17 protein-coding genes are annotated in these 19,188 nt (G+C 53.6%); 2 read left to right on the top strand and 15 right to left on the bottom strand.

Annotated features, from left to right (window positions below):
• Positions 1–54 precede the first annotated feature (54 nt).
• The gene (locus Q0802_RS22015) at positions 55–1,470 is read right to left on the bottom strand and encodes a mannose-1-phosphate guanylyltransferase/mannose-6-phosphate isomerase (protein WP_298922080.1); all 1,416 of its coding nucleotides are present in this window, start codon (positions 1,468–1,470) and stop codon (positions 55–57) included.
• A gap of 286 nt (positions 1,471–1,756) precedes the next feature.
• On the opposite strand from Q0802_RS22015, the gene Q0802_RS22020 reads away from it, so the two are divergent.
• Positions 1,757–3,070: a UDP-glucose/GDP-mannose dehydrogenase family protein gene (locus Q0802_RS22020; protein WP_298922045.1), complete on the top strand. Its 1,314-nt coding sequence runs from the start codon at positions 1,757–1,759 to the stop codon at positions 3,068–3,070.
• A gap of 191 nt (positions 3,071–3,261) precedes the next feature.
• Positions 3,262–5,025 (top strand): ABC transporter ATP-binding protein, encoded by a 1,764-nt coding sequence (locus Q0802_RS22025; protein WP_298922046.1) that lies wholly within the window; start codon positions 3,262–3,264, stop codon positions 5,023–5,025.
• A gap of 51 nt (positions 5,026–5,076) precedes the next feature.
• Here Q0802_RS22025 and Q0802_RS22030 read toward each other — a convergent pair whose 3' ends face one another.
• The 14 genes from Q0802_RS22030 to rfbA form a co-directional block, all read right to left on the bottom strand.
• Positions 5,077–5,529: a GNAT family N-acetyltransferase gene (locus Q0802_RS22030; RefSeq protein ID WP_298922048.1), complete on the bottom strand. Its 453-nt coding sequence runs from the start codon at positions 5,527–5,529 to the stop codon at positions 5,077–5,079.
• Positions 5,526–6,488 (bottom strand): hypothetical protein, encoded by a 963-nt coding sequence (locus Q0802_RS22035; protein ID WP_298922050.1) that lies wholly within the window; start codon positions 6,486–6,488, stop codon positions 5,526–5,528. Before Q0802_RS22035 ends, Q0802_RS22030 begins: the two co-directional genes overlap by 4 nt.
• A gap of 1 nt (position 6,489) precedes the next feature.
• A complete protein-coding gene (locus Q0802_RS22040) occupies positions 6,490–7,485 on the bottom strand; it encodes a glycosylase (protein WP_298922051.1) in 996 nt (331 codons plus the stop codon).
• Positions 7,475–8,179 carry a WbqC family protein gene (locus Q0802_RS22045; RefSeq protein ID WP_366523350.1) on the bottom strand — a complete coding sequence of 235 codons (705 nt, stop codon included), beginning with the start codon at positions 8,177–8,179 and terminating at the stop codon, positions 7,475–7,477. The genes Q0802_RS22040 and Q0802_RS22045 overlap by 11 nt, the downstream gene beginning before the upstream one ends.
• A gap of 36 nt (positions 8,180–8,215) precedes the next feature.
• On the bottom strand, positions 8,216–9,325 hold the full coding sequence (locus Q0802_RS22050) for a DegT/DnrJ/EryC1/StrS family aminotransferase (protein ID WP_298922052.1): 1,110 nt from the start codon (positions 9,323–9,325) through the stop codon (positions 8,216–8,218).
• A 240-nt stretch (positions 9,326–9,565) separates the two neighbouring features.
• Positions 9,566–10,516: a glycosyltransferase family A protein gene (locus Q0802_RS22055; protein ID WP_298922053.1), complete on the bottom strand. Its 951-nt coding sequence runs from the start codon at positions 10,514–10,516 to the stop codon at positions 9,566–9,568.
• Between the two features lie 20 nt (positions 10,517–10,536).
• Positions 10,537–11,208: an FkbM family methyltransferase gene (locus Q0802_RS22060; RefSeq protein WP_298922054.1), complete on the bottom strand. Its 672-nt coding sequence runs from the start codon at positions 11,206–11,208 to the stop codon at positions 10,537–10,539.
• A gap of 195 nt (positions 11,209–11,403) precedes the next feature.
• Positions 11,404–12,480, bottom strand: a complete 1,077-nt coding sequence (locus tag Q0802_RS22065) for a hypothetical protein (RefSeq protein ID WP_298922055.1) — start codon at positions 12,478–12,480, stop codon at positions 11,404–11,406.
• Positions 12,481–13,106: 626 nt separating this feature from the next.
• Positions 13,107–13,469, bottom strand: coding sequence for a GtrA family protein (locus Q0802_RS22070; protein WP_298922056.1), 363 nt, complete (start codon positions 13,467–13,469; stop codon positions 13,107–13,109).
• A gap of 148 nt (positions 13,470–13,617) precedes the next feature.
• Positions 13,618–14,568, bottom strand: coding sequence for a glycosyltransferase family 2 protein (locus Q0802_RS22075; RefSeq protein ID WP_298922057.1), 951 nt, complete (start codon positions 14,566–14,568; stop codon positions 13,618–13,620).
• Entirely contained in the window at positions 14,565–15,308 is a 744-nt protein-coding gene (locus Q0802_RS22080; protein ID WP_298922058.1) for a class I SAM-dependent methyltransferase, read from the bottom strand. The genes Q0802_RS22075 and Q0802_RS22080 overlap by 4 nt, the downstream gene beginning before the upstream one ends.
• 181 nt (positions 15,309–15,489) lie before the next feature.
• On the bottom strand, positions 15,490–16,707 hold the full coding sequence (locus tag Q0802_RS22085) for a rhamnan synthesis F family protein (protein ID WP_298922060.1): 1,218 nt from the start codon (positions 16,705–16,707) through the stop codon (positions 15,490–15,492).
• A gap of 211 nt (positions 16,708–16,918) precedes the next feature.
• Positions 16,919–18,295, bottom strand: a complete 1,377-nt coding sequence (locus tag Q0802_RS22090; protein WP_298922061.1) for a phosphomannomutase — start codon at positions 18,293–18,295, stop codon at positions 16,919–16,921.
• A gap of 18 nt (positions 18,296–18,313) precedes the next feature.
• Complete coding sequence (gene rfbA, locus Q0802_RS22095; protein WP_298922062.1) at positions 18,314–19,180, bottom strand: glucose-1-phosphate thymidylyltransferase RfbA; 867 nt, start codon at positions 19,178–19,180, stop codon at positions 18,314–18,316.
• Positions 19,181–19,188: the final 8 nt, after the last annotated feature.

Genomic DNA, 19,188 nt, shown 5'->3' on the forward strand with positions numbered 1-19,188 from the left:
TCAGGGCAGGCGATCCGCTTCTGCGGCATGGATTATTGAGTGTTCTGGCGGTTGCTAATCCCGCGCGTAGACATCCTCGTAACGGATGATGTCGTCTTCTCCCAGATAGGTCCCCGTCTGAACCTCGATCAGCACCATCGGCACCTTGCCGGGGTTTTCCATCCGGTGCACCGCCCCGAGCGGGATGTAGACCGACTGGTTTTCCGAGACCAGCCGCACGTCCTCGTCGATCGTGACTTTGGCGGTACCTTCCACGACAATCCAGTGCTCCGCTCGGTGGTGGTGGCTCTGCAGGGACAGGGCCGCTCCGGGGTGCACAACAATGCGCTTGACCTGAAACCGGTCTCCGATGGCGAGGCTTTCAAACCATCCCCAGGGCCGGTGGTCGCGCGGGAAGGTCTCTGCCTGCACCACCTTTTTGTCCTTGAGCGCCGTGACCGCCAGTTTGACATCCTGAGCGCGGGATTTATCCGCCACCAGTACCGCATCCGGCATGGCCACGACGATCATATTGTCCAGACCGAGCCCGACAACCACCTGTCCCTCTGTCTCCGAACGCAGCAGGGTGGTGTCGCAGTCAATGGCCGTTGCAGGCCCGTGCAGCGCAACCCCGCGGTCATCCGGCCCCGCTTCCCGCCAGACCGCATCCCAACCGCCGAGATCGGACCAGCCGGCCCTGAAGGGCACAACAGCCAGCCCTTGCGCTTTCTCCATCACCGCATAGTCGATGGAGACATCCTCCGCCTCTGCCCAGGGCTTGGGGGCCAGCCGCAAAAAACCCAGATCGGTCTGGGCCTGCTCAACCGCTGCGGTCACCGTTGAAATCAGCTGTGGCGCATGGGTCTCAAACGCTTCCAGGATCGTGCGCACAGAGAAGAGAAAAATGCCCGCATTCCAGAGGTAATGGCCGTCTTGCAGCATCTGTTCTGCCGTCGCCAGATCGGGTTTTTCCACGAAGCCCTTGAGATCAATGGCAGCATCCTGCCCGGGGGTTTGTGCCATCTCGAGATAGCCATAGCCGGTTTCCGGCCTGTCAGGGGTGATCCCGAAGGTGACCATCTGGCCTTTTCGGGCGGCCTGGGCGGCAACATCCACGGCAGTCTGGAAGGCCACTGCATCGGGGATGACGTGGTCAGACGGGGCGACCAGCATCAACCCGTCGGGGTCGGTTTGCGCCAGATGCAGTGCCGCGGCCAGTACTGCCGGTGCCGTGTTGCGTCCCGCAGGTTCGATCAGGATTGCGCCCGGGTCCACGCCCACCGCTGCCAGCTGTTCTGTGACGATAAATCGGAAATCGGAGTTTGTGACCACGGTTGGGGCCGCATATCCTGTCCCGCTCAGGCGTAATGCTGAGGCCTGAAACAGGCTTTGATCCCCTAATAGAGACGAAAATTGTTTGGGATAGCTCTTCCGCGACAAGGGCCACAGACGTGAACCTGAACCGCCTGCCAATAAAACCGGGTAGATCATCTGTGTCATAAACATCCCATTCTCTTTGGCCCGGCAGCGATGCAGAACACGGTGCGACCGCTTTCTTTTAGGAGCCTGCGGGGCGGGTTTGCAATGGGATTGCGGCAGGAATTCGACGCCTGTGGGATATTGTCCCGGGAAACACCGCTTGAGGGCTGGCTTGGTATGGCTGGCGGGTCTTCGTGGAGCCTGCTAACAACCGGGTCAGACAGCCGCGTGTTTTGCCCGTACATAGCTTGATGGACAGGCCCCCCGCTGGCCGAAACGATGGGCAACAGGGCAACAGATGAAAATTGCAATGATCGGTGCAGGGTATGTCGGGCTGGTGTCTGGCGTCTGCTTTTCAGATTTCGGGCATGATGTAGTCTGCGTTGAAAAAGACCCCAAAAAGCTTGCCCGGCTGCAGGCTGGAGAGGTCCCGATCTATGAACCCGGTCTCGATGAGTTGATGGCCCGCAACGTGGACGCGGGACGGTTGTCTTTTACCGATCGTCTGACCGAAGCTGTGCAAGGCGCCTCGGCAGTATTCATTGCGGTTGGCACGCCCACCCGGCGCGGTGATGGACATGCGGATCTGACATATGTGATGACCGCCGCTGAAGAGATCGCCACCGCCCTGTCCGACTATGCTGTGGTGGTTACCAAATCCACTGTGCCTGTCGGCACCAACCGGCAGGTGGAGAAGGTCATCGCAGCGGCCAACCCCGTTGCTGAATTTGATGTCGCCTCGAACCCTGAATTTCTGCGTGAGGGGGCGGCGATTGATGATTTCATGCGGCCTGACCGGATTGTGGTGGGGGTGCAGAACGCGCGGGCTGCAGAGGTGATGCAGGCCATCTACCGTCCGCTGTATCTGCGGGATTTTCCGATCATGGTGACAGATCTGGAAAGTGCCGAGATGATCAAATACGCCGCCAACGCCTTTCTGGCCACAAAGATCACCTTCATCAATGAGATCGCAAGCTTATGCGAACGCACCGGTGCCGATATAAAATCGGTCTCCAAGGGCATGGGAGCAGATGGGCGTATCGGGTCAAAATTTCTGCATGCAGGCCCTGGATATGGCGGCAGTTGTTTTCCCAAAGACACCCGGGCATTGGCCCGCATCGGACAGGAACATGCCGTACCGATGCAGCTGACAGAGACTGTTATTAAGGTGAATGAGGAGATCAAGCGCCGCATGGTAGAGAAAGTGTTCGATCTCTGCGGTGGGTCCCCTAATGGCAAGATCGTGACTGTTCTGGGGGTGACTTTCAAACCCAATACCGATGACATGCGTGAGGCACCTGCCCTGACAATCGTGCCGGCACTGGTTGGCAATGGTGCCCAGGTACGGGTTGTGGACCCTCAGGGACGTCAGGAGGGGGCAGCCCTGTTGCCGGGTGTCACATGGTATGATGACGCCTATGCGGCTGCCGAAGGGGCCGATGCGGTCATCATCCTGACCGAATGGAATGCTTTTCGGGCGCTGGACCTGCCGCGACTTGCCAACACAATGCGCATCCCGGCCATGGCCGACCTGCGCAACATCTATTCCGCTGAAGACGCTTCTGAGGCTGGATTTACCGCCTACACGTCAATCGGGCGTCGGGATTTGTAGGGTGTGGGTTTCCGATCTGGAATGCTGACAACGCGGTATCGTCATATTGCTCACCATATTTTGGACATAGCAGCCTCCGAAAGCCCTGTGGCTGGCCACATTATGTCTGATCAGTATCGCCTGTGCGATCCTTTACAGGTTGAGCGATCCCCCCTACGTAGTACGCTGTACGGGACCCGGATGGTATACCGATGATTAAGCGCCTTCAGGCCAATATAAACAGTACGATGCTTGGGCGGCTTTTACGCGAGAATCTGCGGCTTCAGGCATTCAATTATGGTGTGGCTATAGTCGCTATGGTGGTCATTGCTATTACTACGGCGCTGACTGCCTGGATCATGAAGGACATCATCGATTCCATGGTCGCGTCAGGCAACCAGGCAGCGGTTTTTGCGGTAGCTGCTGGGGTCGCGGCGATCTTCGTGGTGAAAGGTATCGCTACCTATGTGCAGGTCGTCTACCTCAGTCGCGCAGGTAATAGGATTGTCGCTGACCAACAGCGCAAGTTATATGACCGATTGCTGCAACATGGCATCGCGTTTTTCAATTCACTTGATTCCTCCAATATTTTGATGCGCGTGACCTCTTCGGCAACAGCGGCGCGCAGTGTGATTGATACGTTGATCATGGGGTTTGTTCGCGACCTACTAACATTGATTGGACTGATCTTTGTGATGATCTACCAGCAACCGACCCTCTCTCTGTTTTCATTGATCTTCGGACCAATTGCGATTCTTGGGATTCGGAAAATTCTCAGCCGTGTGGGTAGTATTGTTGAGGCAAACCTAGCCTCGGCAGCCGAGATTATTAAGGTCGTGCAAGAAACCTCAACAGGCATTCGCGTGGTTAAAGCCTTTGCACTGGAAAAGCACATGGCCGAGCGGATGAATGCAGCCATTACCACGGTGGAGAGCCGTTCGAACGCAATGGCGCGGTTATCTGGCGCCACCAGCCCGCTAATGGAAACCCTCTCCGGTTTTGCCATCGCTGCTGTTGTGGCGTTGAGTACGGTCAGCATCTTTGGTGATGACGCAACATCGCCGGGCGAGTTGATGTCTTTCGTGACCGCTCTGTTGATGGCCTATGAGCCAGCGAAACGGCTGGCCAAAATGCGCATCAGCATCGAAGCGGGCATGGTCGGTGTGGGGATGATGTATCAGATTCTCGATACGCCAATAGCTGTCAAGGAGGCGCAGGATGCGGCCCCACTGCGGCAGGGCCCCGGGCAGGTGGAATTCGAGGACGTGAGCTTCCACTACGAGAATGGCAGTCCCCTGCTCCGCCATATGAACGTGACTTTCGAGGCCGGAAAATCAACTGCGCTGGTAGGGCCATCGGGGGGGGGTAAATCAACGATCATTAACTTGATTCTGCGGCTGTACGACCCAGTCGGCGGTCGGATCGAGATTGACGGTTTCGACTTGCGGCAGGCCACCTTTGCCTCGCTCAGGGACAAGATCGCCTTTGTTGGCCAGGAGACCTTTCTGTTCGACGGCACTTTGAAACAGAACATTGCGATGGGGCGCGAAAGTGCAACCGACGAAGAAATCATTGCGGCGGCTAGTGCCGCCAACGCCCATGGCTTCATTCAGCGTATGCCTCAGCAATACGATACTGACGTAGGTGAAAACGGTGGTAATCTGTCGGGCGGCCAACGTCAGCGCATTGCCATTGCGCGCGCGATTCTGCGCGATAGCCCAATCCTGATAATGGATGAGGCTACCAGCGCGTTGGACTCTGAATCTGAGTATTTGGTGAATGAGGCTTTGCAGAAACTGTCCAGAGGTCGCACAACGATTGTCATCGCACACAGGCTGTCTACCATTCTGAGCGCAGATAAGATCGTTGTTGTGAAAGAAGGTGAGGTGGTGGAGGAAGGCAGCCAAAGCGAATTGCTGTCTCAGAACGGTTTGTTCCGCACGCTCTATGACAGGCAGTTCAGTACTGCCGAGTAGACTTTCTACCGTGCGTAAACCAAGCAGGTCGTTTCACGATGGGTCGCCGCTCTATCCTATGCGTAATGTAAGAGCTATGGGTTCTTGTGGAGTGATGTTGGAAGTTTCCCGCTGGAAACCCAATCCCTCATAGAGTCGTAAAGCGGCGACTGCAGCGGGAGCTACTTCGAGTGATATCCTACTGAAGTTCAAGCTGCGCGCGTGGCCGATACATGTTGCCATCAACTGTTTAGCGATACCGCGCCCGGCAAAGGCGGGCACCACGCTGACATTTGAAACGAAGGCAGAAACCCGATCGGTGGCGTTGCAGTATATGGCAACCAGACCAATCAGATCGTGCTCAAACCATGCTTCAAATCGTATGGCATTCTTTGTCAGTTTATACGCGTATTCAGATAGATTGACCCGGCTGCTCAATGGTGGGTGAAAGGCCTGGTCACAGATCTCAAGATGGCGTGCTATATCCTGTGTGTTGGCGTGATCTGTGGTAAATCTCAGTGTCATGCCAGTATCAGTTCGGCCGCACCAAACCCAAATCTGCCAAAAGCATTTCCGTTGTAAAGCAGATAGGGCACGCCCGACAAAACAGCCAGATGCGGGTAGCATTGCATATCTGCGTCCCATTCCCCGGCCTGTGTGTGGAACCCGAGAGCGTCATCATCACGCGCCCATGTTGTTAGATCAGTCGACGTCGCATAGCCCATCCTATAAGCTTTCGAGGGGTCTGTACGAAAGCCATGTACGTCGCGGTAACAGAAGACCATGTGGTATTTGCCATCAAAAGAAATGATGCTTGGCAATGCTTGGCATTCATCAACCCCTAGGCGATCCGGCAAAATCTGCACCCCGTCTTCTTTGACCCAGTTGATGCCATCTGTCGATGTCGCATGGCCGATCTTATAGACGCGATCAGGAGCGGCAGTTTCAGTTTCGCGTTTCCAGCGTTGCCCGAACATATACCACATATGAAACATACCATTTGCCTTGATGACAAAGGCGTCGCCCACCAGAAATGGCTCGTTCAGAGAGGGACCAAGGATGGGACCCAATCCGAGCCGCGTGAAGGTTGCGCCTTCGTCATGGCTCACCACCAGACCAATGGCTGTATCAACAGAAACCGATTTGCGCCTGTTCCACCCGCATGTGTATCCCCAGACCTGCCCTTGATGACGCAGAACGTTCATCGGGAAAATTCCGTGTTCGTCAAAGGTGCCTAACCCGCCTAACGGCAAGACGGCTTGTGTCGAGACGCGTAGCACGGCGGAGAAATCCTTGTGCATGTCCACGAATGCCATATGGCTGCGAAAAGTCTGCGCACCCGGATCAACAGCGCGGGTGGAAAAGTAGACCCGAACGAAGTCGTCAAACTCCAGTGTTTGCGGACTTTGCGCAAACTCTTTGCAATTCTGCGGCAGCACATGTTCCGTCGGATCAAATACTTTGCCAAGTTTTGTTTTGATCATCTCAGCGCGTCCAACTCTCATGTGATGTCAGTCGCGCCATCCCAAAGCCTTCGCGTCCGACACCATTGCCCAAATAAGCCATATAGACGCTGCCATCGAGGCTGAAGACATGTGGGTAACTCACCATCTCGCTGTCCCAACCTGTGGCAGAGACGGTGATACCTATACGGGCGTCATCTCGTGTCCAAGTCACCAGATCGTTGCTGAAGGCATACCCGATGCGGTAGCCCTTTTCATGGCTTCTGTAACCTTCGCTGTAGCGGTAGCAAAAGAACATGTGGTATTGGCCATTTGCCCGGAAGACATCCGGGCTGGCCTGCGCCTCGTCTTCTTCGACTACAGTCTCGATCAGATCTTTGCCGAGTTTTGTCCAGACAATTCCATCTGGTGAGGAAGCCATGCGGATGCGGTAAACAGGCTCAGGACGCCCTTGCACCATTTTCCAAGACTTCCCAGCAATATAGAACAGGTGCCATGTATCGCCAAATTTTCGAATTTTCGGGCCGCTCATCACGAAAGGCTCGTCCAATGAATAGGGAATGACCGGGCCCGGGCCCAGTCGCTTGAACGTCTTGCCGTCATCGTCGCTTTCAGCACAGCCAATAGCCACGTTGAAAGGAACAGAGGCGCAGCGGGTCCAACCTGCGTAATAGGCGCGTATCTTGTCGCCATGGCGAATGATCGAGACCGGATAGGTGCCGAATTCATCGAATGTCCCAAGCGCGCCCAAAGAAAGGATTGGCTGCTCCGCCACGTGTAGCACCCGGGTCAGGTCTGTGCGGTCGAGATCGACGTAAGCGGAATAGCTGACATATTGACCAGAGGCATCTGCAGGCGGCCTACATGAGAAATAGACGCGCACGAAGTTATCAAACATAAGGGTCGCTGGGGCTTGCGCGAACTCCTGCAGCCAGGGCCGGTCCTGCGTATTTTTAGGGTCAAAAACCTTGCCCATTTTTTCCCATTCGAAGGTAGTAGCGGCATCATCAGTCGACAAGGTCGTATTCCTTCAGAAATGTGGTTGAAATCTGGTCGATGGAATTGAACATCATGACATCCAGAATGGATAATGACGGGACAAATGGACGGCCAAATTGCGCATAGGTTGGCAGATGCGGCTGCAGGAAGCGCAGTTTGAGCCCTTGAGCGTTGAAATCTCCGGCCGCGTATAGATTTCTGCCGCCTGGAGGATTGATGTATTCGGTGGCTCCCACCCGTTTGCAGATGTCGATCACCCTGTCTGCATTACGTAAATCCGACACTCCGTTCTCGACGTCTGATGAAATCCGCAAGGCTGTTGTGATCCCAAGATGCTCACAGCAGTGACATATAGAATGATAAATGAACTCAAAAAGATTTTCGGTCTGAAAATGCACAATTGTCTCTATCAGAGGCATTGTTTGAGAAAAATGAGGCGCCTTTCGGTAAGCTCCTTCAATCTGATTGCAGAGCTTTTGCGGTTCAAATGCATCAGACAGGTACCGGTCTGCGACATGTAGAAAATCGGAATCCTTTTTCAGAGGAATTGAAAAAATTACCGCTTCGCCATTGCGCAGCATTTGGTTGCGGTTGATCCAACCCTTTTTGGTGTGCTGGATTGTGTCGTAGACAACGAAAATGTCTGAAGCTGCGATTAGCTGGAAGTATCCCAGATAAGGCAGAAAGTAGGGTTGCATGATCGCGGTTCGCATAAAGCTGCCCTGTCGGTCGTAGGGTTTCTGTCGTGTTTAGGGGGAGCGCAGCAGATCGATAATCCGTGCCAGAGAAATATCGTCAAGGTCGGGATATATCGGTAGGCAGAGAATTTGGTTTGCCTTCTCTGTTGCGACCGGCAGCAGATCCGGGTTTGCACTGGGCAAATCCCTATACATGTCGAATTCGGTGATCAGTGGATAGAAGTAGCGTCTGGGATGAACACCGCGTGCTTTCATCTGGTGGTACAGATCATCTCGTGAGATTGTATACTCGGGGCCTACCAGTATCGGGAAATACGCATGGTTTGATCTGGCTCCACCGAGGCTTGGATCCAGATATTCAAGCCCTTCAATTGTGTCTATTGCCGCGCGATACGCTTTGCTGATGTTTGCCCGCCGCTGAATGGCATGATCGATATGCTTGAGTTGCAACAGACCAAATGCGCAGTTGATCTCGCTCATCTTGCCATTAATGCCCGTTGCCACGACGCTTGTTTCACCTTCATGGCCAAAATTCTTGAGCTTGTCGATATTGTCCTTCATCTCCGGTGTCTGACAAACGATGGCACCACCTTCAAAGGTATTAAAGACCTTTGTCGCATGCAGGCTGAGTGTGGACAGATCGCCATGGCTCAGGATGCTGCCCTGCGCGTCTTGCACACCAAAGGCATGAGAAGCATCATAGATAAGTTTGAGATTATGGCGCTTGGCGATATCTGCAAAAGCTTCCACACGTGCCGGGTTTCCGTAGCAGTGTACGGGCAGGATTGCGGTCGTTTGAGGGGTAATCGCCGCCTCAACTTTTTCCGGGTCTAAGTTAAGGCTGTTAGCCTCAATATCAGCAAACACAGGTGTCAGCCGGTTCCACAGCACAGCATGAGAGGTTGCGACAAAAGAAAACGGTGTCGTGATCACTTCTCCCTCTGCTCCAAGGGCTTGCAGTGCTGTCACAAGAGCGATCGTTCCATTGTTGAACAGAGAGATAAAGGGTATGCCAAGATATGCAGCCAACTGCTTTTCAAGTTCCACATGAAAGGGACCGCAGTTCGATAAAATGCCGCTGTCCCAGATTTCCTGCAGATAAGGCGTGAAGTCTTCCAGAGGCGGCAGGTAGGGCTTTGTGACGAAAATATCATCGTTCATGGTTTAAAATCGCCCTTCCAATATTTGCACGATATGGCACTGCAACCTTAAGTGGCCTTTTCAGGCAGTGGTAGGGTCTTTGCCTGGATTATACCAGACCAAGACTGGGTGTCGTGAGAGGATCTACGCTTGTTAGGAGGTTCCCTCGAGAACAAAGCCGAACCCACCTATGCGCAGATGATCTGTTATTAGTTTCGTTCTGTTTTTTTGTGTACTGCTTAACAGGTGTCGCCTCCTGTTCTACGAGGTTTTATTCATTTTAAATTTTTCCCGAAGCTGGCGTTTGACTGCGCGGCGCCATAACTTGAAGAGAGTTTTTGGGGGCTGATCCGCTGCCGTCTCACTCACGACGGTCTCAAAGCCGAGTTGATTGTAGTATTCAAGCGTGGATTTAATCGAAATCTGACGCGCTATTTCGTCAGCTTGTTCGTGATGAAAGGCCGCAAGGTGAAAATGGGTGAGCGCGGTCATGAACAACTGACGCTCACGGTTTTGCATGGAAATGAGCCCACTTGCGTGGATCCGATAATTTGCAGGTGGCAGATCTGGTAGAAAGCGCCCCCCTCCGTGATACCCCAACATTGCCCAGACCGTCAGGTCTCCGATTGTTGAGGTACGCACAAACAACGATGGAGGGGCATCGCGGAAAATATTTCTGAAGCAGGCCGTGAGCGTGTTGAGAGATGGGGCTGCTTTCAGTTCAGAGGAGGTCAAATCGCATTCGGCACCCCCTTTGTAATCCGCAATCACACCCTCGTCGGTAATCGCCTGAACACGTCCATATGTCAGAGCTGTATCTGGCTCTGCTTCCAGAACCGCTACCTGCCGTGCAAGCTTGTTCGGATCACTCCAGAAATCATCCCCATCGCAAAACGCGAGATAATCACCACGCGCAGCAGGAATAACGTAACCATAGTAAGGGTTTACGCCCTTAGAATACAGATTGTCTTTTTGTAAAATTGTGCGGATAATGGTTGGATATTGCTTCTCATAGCTACGGATGATCTCCGCAGTACCATCTGTTGACGCATCATCATAGATTACAATTTCCACGCGAAAATCGCAAACTTGATCCAGGAAACCTTCGAGGCACTCTTCGATAAAGGAACGGTGATTGAAGGCGATTGAGCAAATAGACAACTTGATCGGTTCATCATCAGAAAATGATCTGTCCCGGAGAGGGAGTGGCATATGGGTACCTCTCGAAGCGATTATTTATAGACCGTCGCGGCAGTATCAAGAGAGGATCCTTTACGGATGAAAACAGCTTCAATGAGCCAGAGTATACCACGTTCAGGAGTTCGGTTCAGATCCGTAATGTCGAAGAGGCGAAAACCCAACGCGTCCATTTTCTGAAATACGATGGCAGCTGTGTTTGGGTACTCTGGACATGCCACGGTCGCCTCAATCAAGATAACCTGGGCCTTGGAAATTGTTTCGGGCGCGCCATCTAGCACCTTCAGATCCAGCCCTTCGGCGTCGATTTTGACAATTTCCGGCATCCCGAATTCAGAAGCAGCCATGGCGGTATCGAGCTTGCATATCTCGACTTCGTTTTGCTCATACCCTTGTGCCGAAGCCTCACTTGCACTGTAGAGAAAGCTAGAACTGTCGTCCCGGGGGTGAAATGTAAAAGGCGCTGAGCCATCAAAATCACCCAACCCTTTGTAATGCAGTGCAACACGTTCGTTCTGAGCAAGATCAGTGTGTTTTTCGGCCAGTTGTTTTTGCGGCTCAAACACGCTCAGCTTGGCGGTTGGGAAGGCGGTAAGTGCGGCGCGGCTCCAATTGCCATGGTTTGCGCTGACATCGACAATATGCGTGGGCGTCAGACTAAGTGATTTAAGGATGTCAAACAGGCGTTGTGTCTGTGATATTTCCACTACTGGCTCAGGCCTGTGGCGTTTAAAAAGTCGAACCATATCTGTTTTTGTTCCGTTGTTTGGATCAGCCCATTGTTGTCAACAAACGAGCAATATTTTGGAAGATAGGCTGTTTTTGAATGATAGGGTCGGGAATTTGGATGATTGTCGTGCTTGGCCGACAAGGTCAAGACTTTGTACTAAAGGCGTTGGGCCTCATCTGAGTGGGATTGGAGAAGCCCAGATTTCGATCTTCCGATTTTCATATGGGATCTCTGAGGTGCCACAAAACACATAGCCATTTGGTTCAGGACGCAGTCGCTCTGGCAGTGTCGACATATCTATGTGCGCTTCGGGCGCCAGCACGGTGACAACACGCGCCGCTGTCTCGGGGTTCCAGTATTGCAAAACTGTTGAGGCCTGTGCTGAGTTGTTCAGCCATGGAGATATGGGCGGTATTGCTTCAAAGACCAACGCCAATCCCGGAACATTGAAAAGACCCAAAAATTGAGCCCCGGGTTCAATTGAACAGGTCCTTTTGGCTTTCTCAATGTCGCTTAGTAACTGAGCGGTGGCTTTGTCGACTTTCACTGTTCCCAACGGCCCCACGGAAACCGGCCTCGTCTGAGCAATCAATGGCTCCTGCAAGTGGTAGGGCTCACGCAGGTAGCTGCTGGTAACTTGCGCCGATACCAAAATCAGAAATACGGCTGTCAGTCCATGTTGTAACAGACGCAGTGCGTCACTTTGGGCACTCATCCAACTCAGAAGGGCCGCGACAATTGTCCAGGGCGCCAACGATATGATGATTTGTGTGAAAAGCGAATTCCCGGTTCCCACGGTTATGCCGAAGGGCAAAATCAATAGGCTGACAAAAAGCAGGGCGATCCTGGAGTTGACGGACCAAGCGCGAAAGCTGATCATAACTAAGAGAATAAAGAGGGCATAAAGGGCCTCAGCCATTTGGAATTGGCTGGTCATGCCAGCGAGGTAATTCTTTTCCAGAATGATGTTCAGCACCAAGACACAAAGCGTCAAGATGGCCAACCAACGCCGCGGATGCAGCATCAACGCTGCGGTTAATGTCATCACTGGCCAGAATGAGATCAAAGCTTTTCCCGTGGAGGTAACGAGTGAAGTTGCATACCGAATAAGACGAGCACCAACCGGTTCGGTTTGTACCATCCGAAATAATTCTAATCCGCCGCGGAAACTTTCCTGCACCGAGGGTTCAGTTGGCTGGATGACGACCAGACCGGCAAGTGCTGCCAATACACCGATCAGCCCGGTCAATATGCAGGTCCATTTGCGTCCACCAACCTCGAGACCCAAAACCAAAACGCAGACTATAAGGGCACTGCAGATGCCTGCTGAGGGCTTGTTCGCAAAACATACAGCCAGACACAGCCCAGCAAGAAGGCACAGCAAAAGGCTTGGGATCAGAGGACGGCGTCCCAGAGCGAGTAAGGTGCAACCCAGACCACCATAGGCACCTGCCGATGCCAGCAGATTGTAGCTGGGAGAGGGTGCGATCGTCGCCACATAAAGCAGTGCACCCACACCGCCAGCCGCCGCCGCCGCCAGTGACGCCAAGGGCGTGGCAGTTCGGTCGGTCAGCTGTGCAAGAGTTCTTGCCGCCCCCATACCCAGGATTGAAGCGGTTCCAAGGAGTAACACCGCGCCCGTTAGCCGGAACCCCTGTAAGCTTTCAGTGAGATCCCATAAGGGCGCGAGTATCCAGTGTTGCGCCGAGATATAGAACCGAACGTGTTCCGGGTGGATTGCGGACAGTAGGTAATAGGCTTCGTCCGTAAGCTCCAGCGCGCGGTTCGACGCCCAGATCACACCAGCAACAAGGCTGAGGCAACACAGGATCGCCACCCAAGATACTATGCGCTGGCCACGCCCTTCCGGGGAGGTCATCGCTGCGCCTCGTCTTTGCGCAGAGACCAGAATTTTGCGGTGGTGAAATTGAAGACAATAACGAAGGGCATGATCAAGACCTGTGACCAGAACGGATCAAACCCCCCGATTTCCACAAGAGCCGTCAACCCCGCCAGATTAAGGCTAATTGAGAGGGAGCCAGCGGTCAAATATTTAAAGAACCTGCCACGAAATGACAGCTTTGCTTCAGGTCTGAATACCCAAAGGAAGTTAAGCGTATAGGTCAGGATATTTCCGGCGAACCAGGAGAGGAGAAGCGCTGCCGCATAACCAATACTTAACACCTTCAGCGCTGTGGTGAACACCAGAAAGGTGAAAACGAAATTGATCCCACCCACTACAAGATAGCGTAGTATTTCGATCCTTCCGGTCAAGAGAACTCAGCAGGCAGTCTTGAGTAAAACATCAAGAAATTCGTTGAGAAAGCTGGCACCGTCTCGAAAGAAGCTATGCCAATACTATTGGCTTTGTCGCCACTTACTTGCCTCATGAAAATTTATCTCGGATGACGTAATTAGGCCTCTTGCGAACCTCTTCATTGATGCGCCAGACATATTCGCCAATCACACCCAACATGACCATGATGAGGCCGCCGATAATCAGGATTACCATCATCAATGGGGCCCAGCCTTCAAAGGGCGTTGCCCCCCGAAACCACGCTAACAGGATGGATATGGAATAGATCACGCCCATGAAACTGGTGAAAATACCTAGAAGCGAGATGGCTCGAATCGGCAGAAACGAGGAGTCCAACATTGCATCTGTAAAGTTTTTCAACTTCTTGCCAAAGTTATACTGAGACTTGCCGATCGTGCGCTGGCGCCTTTCATAGGGAATAAAATTGGTTCGGTAGCCGGGCCAGAGCAGATCACCCTGAAAGAAACGGTGCCGGGTATCCATCGCATTAAACTGATCCATAGCGACACGGTCCATCAGTACGTAGTCGAACCCGCCGCTTGGAATCTGCGGCACAGCCATGCGCAGCATACTATAGGCCAGCCAGGAAAACGCCTTGGCTGCCACCGGGTCAGATCGGTTGGTACGGTAACACACGACAATTTCCGCCCCACTTTGCCACTGCGAAACCATCTCGGGGATCAGATCTATCGGATCCTGCAGATCGGCTGATATGTTGATCACGGCCTCGCCACTGGCCTCAGAAAATCCTGCCAGCATTGCCGCCATCTGGCCGAAATTTCGGGTGAAAGAGATCACTTTGACTGCAGGGTCGGTTTTGCGAATACGGAGCAATTCGTCGAGTGACCCATCACTGGAGCCATCATTGACAAAGACCATTTCGAGTTCATGGCCTTTGAGAGGGCCGTCAAACAGAGCGCTGATTTGCGTATGCGTTTCAGTCAGAGAGCCCTCGTTTTGATAAACGGCAACAACGACAGAGATTTTACGAGATTTGATCGCGGCCTTTGCGTTGCTCATTCACCGGCCTCGCATACCAGAAAAATACTGGAACACAGGTCCGGGTATTGCTGCCCTAACATAAAACAGCCTTCGAGGTATTCATCCGAGATAATGTCGGTATTCAGTAGCTGATCCCATTGAAAATTAGCAAGTGCTTTGAAGAAGATACCAGAACGATGCACGACTTTCAGACCGGCGGCGATAGCATCACGCTCCAAAGTATCAAGGCTGTAGGTGATGCGGTGCCCGTGGGCTTTTTCTGCGGGCGTGATTGCCGCATTATGAGAAATGAGCCCCATCTTTACGGCAATTTGACGAGACGGTGCGTTGGCATTCGGACAAACCAGAAAGAAACGCCCGTCCTTGGCTAGCCATTCAGTATTGATGCGCTGCATGACTGCGACCGGGTCGTCCAGATGCTCCAGCACATGAGTCAATACGATGTGATCGTAGCGCTTGGGCAGGTCAATTGTTTCAAACATACCCTGATGGAAATCAATACTTTGAGACATTGTAGCTCGCGCTTCGCCAATTGCTTCTCCAGAAGCCTCGACACATGTGATGTCGTCAAAATACGGCAGTAAGCGGCGCGTGAAGTCTCCTTTGAAGCTGCCAAGTTCTAACACTGACCCCGGTCTAAAAAATGACTCAAATGACCGCACCATGTATTTATGCATCACATCAAAGTCGAAATTGTAGGCGTAGCGGTGATCCGCCGTATCCTTGAACTCAGCGTCATAATCACGGTCTGAGGTCACATTCTTTCTCCTTAGTCGCTAATTTAAGATTTTCTGAGAAGCTGCTGCGCATATGATCCGCCGAGCGCTCTTCTCTCGCTCAAAACGAGAACGCGTGAGATTGATAGTCCTCGACTTCCCTTTGAGCAAGCGCAACCGAGGCAAGTTTTGAGGTTACCTGCTGAACATGGTTAGCCATGTCTCATTGGAGGGTTTCGATCTCAAGAAGTACTTCTTCCCGAAAAACAGGGTCCGTCTTTTCAAGAATGCTCTTTACGACAATATCCGTGCCATCGCTGCGGAATGCCGGGGATTTTTTCATGAAGGCAAATCCATGGTTTTCGATCAATTCGCTCATGATCGAATAGGACATTCCCTGACGGGCCACAGCGTTGGCAATCAGCCGCTCCGCAAGCTCTCTTGGAAAGGTTTTCGACGCTTGTGCCTCCGACAGAAAAGCTTCTGTGACCTCTTTCATTTTGGGATCCGTCACGAAGATCAGGTTTTTAATCAGGCCCAGAATCTCGTCATCGCTCTTTATGCTTAGGAGCTGACTGATTTCTACCAACTCCGTCGTGGCGCCATGACTGAACCCGTGCTTTTTCACCCAGGCTGTCAGGCCGATTTCACCCCGTCTTACAGTTCTGTTTTTTTCATTCGTCAGGCGGAAATTTTTCCAGAACCTATAGAATTTTTTCGTGTTCAAAATTGGGGCAGCAATGTTTAGTGCGTAAGATGCGTAGTGAAAGTTGCGTCTGTCCTTATCGACAGCCCATTGAATTTTTTCGAAGTTTTTAGGATCTTCGTGTTTTACAGCCCAAGCCCAGGCGGCACCGGCGTAGTCAACATTCAAGGTTTCGGACGCCCCGATCCAGTCCATCGCGCCCGGCAGTGGAAACCAAGTAGAATCGTTTGTCAGAATCAGCCTTTCCAGTGAGCCCAGCTGGGCTTCTATGGACAGTATGCCATCGCGATAACCACCAAAATCGTAGCCAAAATTAGGGCGCTCGATATACCGCCAGCACCGATCAAGGACTTTGCGAAGTTCTACGCCGTCCAAGGTGGCATTGCAGATCACAAGTGGTGCGTATCCCGACTGTGCAAGATAGTCTATGGCCCGCAGGTGAGACTTCTGTAGGCCTTTTCGGGGATAGAACAGATATATTGCAATCCGGCTCTTCGGGGCGGCTTTGCCGTCCAGCGTTTTGCGTTTCTTTGCCAGCACCAGATCGTAATAGGGCGTTGCGAAAAGGTAAGAGATGACAAACGGAGGAAGGTTAATGATCTGCCAGCCGATGCGCAAAAGCTCTCTTTTTAATTTGTTTGCAGGGATCAGTGGATTTCTCATATGCTGTACGAGGCGTTTAAGTTCCCTTTTAAACCTATATGCCGGGTTCGCACGCATTTGTTTCTGTTCCAAGTTATTGATCATTAAATGCTGGTTCGAAGCATCATATACTTCTACCTATAACCGTGCTCGCCCTATGCGGGTTTTGTGTGATACAATTCCCGTTTTTTGCGCCCTTCTAGGCCACTTTAAACGTGATGACCACCCTGCTTTTCGCATAGGCTGAGGGTCTCCAAGCCGAAGGGAGACGTAGGGTAGGCAGTTTGCACTACCCGCCTAGATTTTACTGCGAAGATTTACACGCCTGTCTGAGGCGCTCTAACGTCAGAGTCAGCAGTCTTTCCGCTGAATGAGGGTCTTTTGCCTCTATATAGAGCCGCAATTCAGGGGCATTGCCGGAAGGGCGGACATGGATCACGTTGTCGTCGGTCAGGGTTATGCGCAAGCCGTCCGTCAAATCGTAGCTGCGTTCTTCCTTGCCGAGAGGTTCCAGAAAGACGGCGGGGTTTTGCTGCCAGGTCTCTAGCAACGCGCGGCTTTTTGCCTGTTCTATGTTCTGTAACCGATCGGCGACCGTGACGATGGGGGGCTCCTGGGCCACGCGGGTGGCGATGCCTCCGTCGCGGCTGGCATAGAGCACGGTCAGGATGGGCAGGGTGCAGTCGCGTGTGACCAGCGGTGCCAGCACGCCCGCAGGTCCTCGTGCTTCGAACCCCAGCAGGAAACCACCATTGGCCTCATAGCCCACGACGGCCCCTTCGGTCGCCTCCATTGCCGCGATGACATAAGGCGAGCCGATCTGCGTCAGATGTACCTCTCTGAAGTTTTTCATTGTCACCCCGCTGTTCGACGAGATCGGTGTTGCAATGACCTCGGCCCCCAGGGTTTCCGCGGTGATCTGGCCCAGGATGTCACCGGGGATCACGCGCCCGCTCTCATCGGCCAGCAGCGGGCGGTCTGAATCGCCATCCGTAGAAACCAGCGCATCCAACCCGTGTTCCGCGACCCAGAGCCTGATCTGGTCGCGCACGGTTGGGTCCACCGCTTCGGTATCCACGGGGATGAAACTCTCCGAGCGGCCCAGTTCAATGACCTCAGCGCCAAGTGCGGTCAGAATCCGCGCCAGAACATCCCGGCCCACGGCACTATGGGCGTAAAGCCCGATGCGTTGACCGGTCAGAGCGTCCGTTCCGAAGGCCTGCACATAGCGCGCGATGTAGCGATCATTGGCTGTACCGTCTTGTTCCAGCGCGCCAGCGGCGGTGTCGGGTGCAGGGACTTGCCCAAGATGCGCCAGGATCGCGACCTCATCAGTCTTGCTGATCTCACCGGAGCGGACATAGAATTTCAGCCCGTTACGATCTGCCGGGATATGGCTGCCTGTGACCATCACCGCGCCGCCGTCCACCGCCTGTGCAGCCAGCGCCAGCGCCGGTGTGGGCACCTCGCCACAATCGATCACATGGGCTCCTGCGGCCCGGGCGGCGGCAATCACGTCATCCGCAATGCGGGGTGAAGAAGGTCGCAGGTCCCGACCGACACAAAGCACACCGCCGGTATCACAGGCGGCCAGAAAGGCCTGCACATGGGCCGTGATCAAATCGGGGGTCATGCTCGTGACCAACCCGCGCAGACCGCTTGTGCCAAATTTGACAGACATGATGTGTTTCCGACCTTGTTAGAGCTTGCTCAAATAGGTGCCATAGTCATTCTTGGCATATTTTTCCGCTTCGCGGTGCAGGTCTTCGCGGCTGATCCAGCCCAGCTCGAAAGCGATCTCTTCAGGGCTGCCGATCTGCTGACCCTGACGTTTTTCAATGGTGCGCACGAAGTTACCCGCATCCAGCAGGCTGCCGTGGGTGCCGGTGTCGAGCCAGGCATAGCCGCGGCCCATGCGCTGCACGGTCAGGGTTTTCTCGGCCAGATACATCTCCAGCAGAGTGGTGATTTCTACTTCGCCGCGGGCGGAGGGTTTGACCTGCCGCGCCTTGGCGGGGGCCGTGCCATCGACAAAGTAGAGCCCGGTGACCGCGTGGTTCGAGGGCGGTACCTTGGGTTTTTCGATGATGCCGCGCACGATGCCGTTGCCGTCAAAATCCACCACGCCGTAGCGTTCCGGATCAGCCACCTGATAGCCGAAAACGGTGGCCCCTTGCGGTTGCGCATCAGCAGCAGCCATCAGGGCCGGCAGGCCCTGACCAAAGAAGATATTATCGCCCAGCACCAGCGCCGAGGGCGCGCCATCCAGGAAATCCTCGGCCAGAATGAAAGCCTGTGCCAGCCCGTCCGGTGAGGGCTGCACGATATACGTCAGCGAAATGCCCCATTGCGACCCATCCCCCAGCATGCGCTGAAACTGCGCCTGATCCTCGGGCGTGGTGATCATCGCAATCTCGCGGATATTCGCCAGCATCAGCACCGACAGCGGGTAGTAGATCATCGGCTTGTCGTAGATCGGCAGGAGTTGTTTGGAGACCCCCAGCGTGATCGGATAGAGCCGTGTGCCCGAGCCGCCCGCCAGAATGATGCCTTTGCGCTGTGTCATCAGAAACT

Source organism: uncultured Roseobacter sp. (assembly GCF_947495275.1).
Lineage (GTDB): Bacteria > Pseudomonadota > Alphaproteobacteria > Rhodobacterales > Rhodobacteraceae > Roseobacter.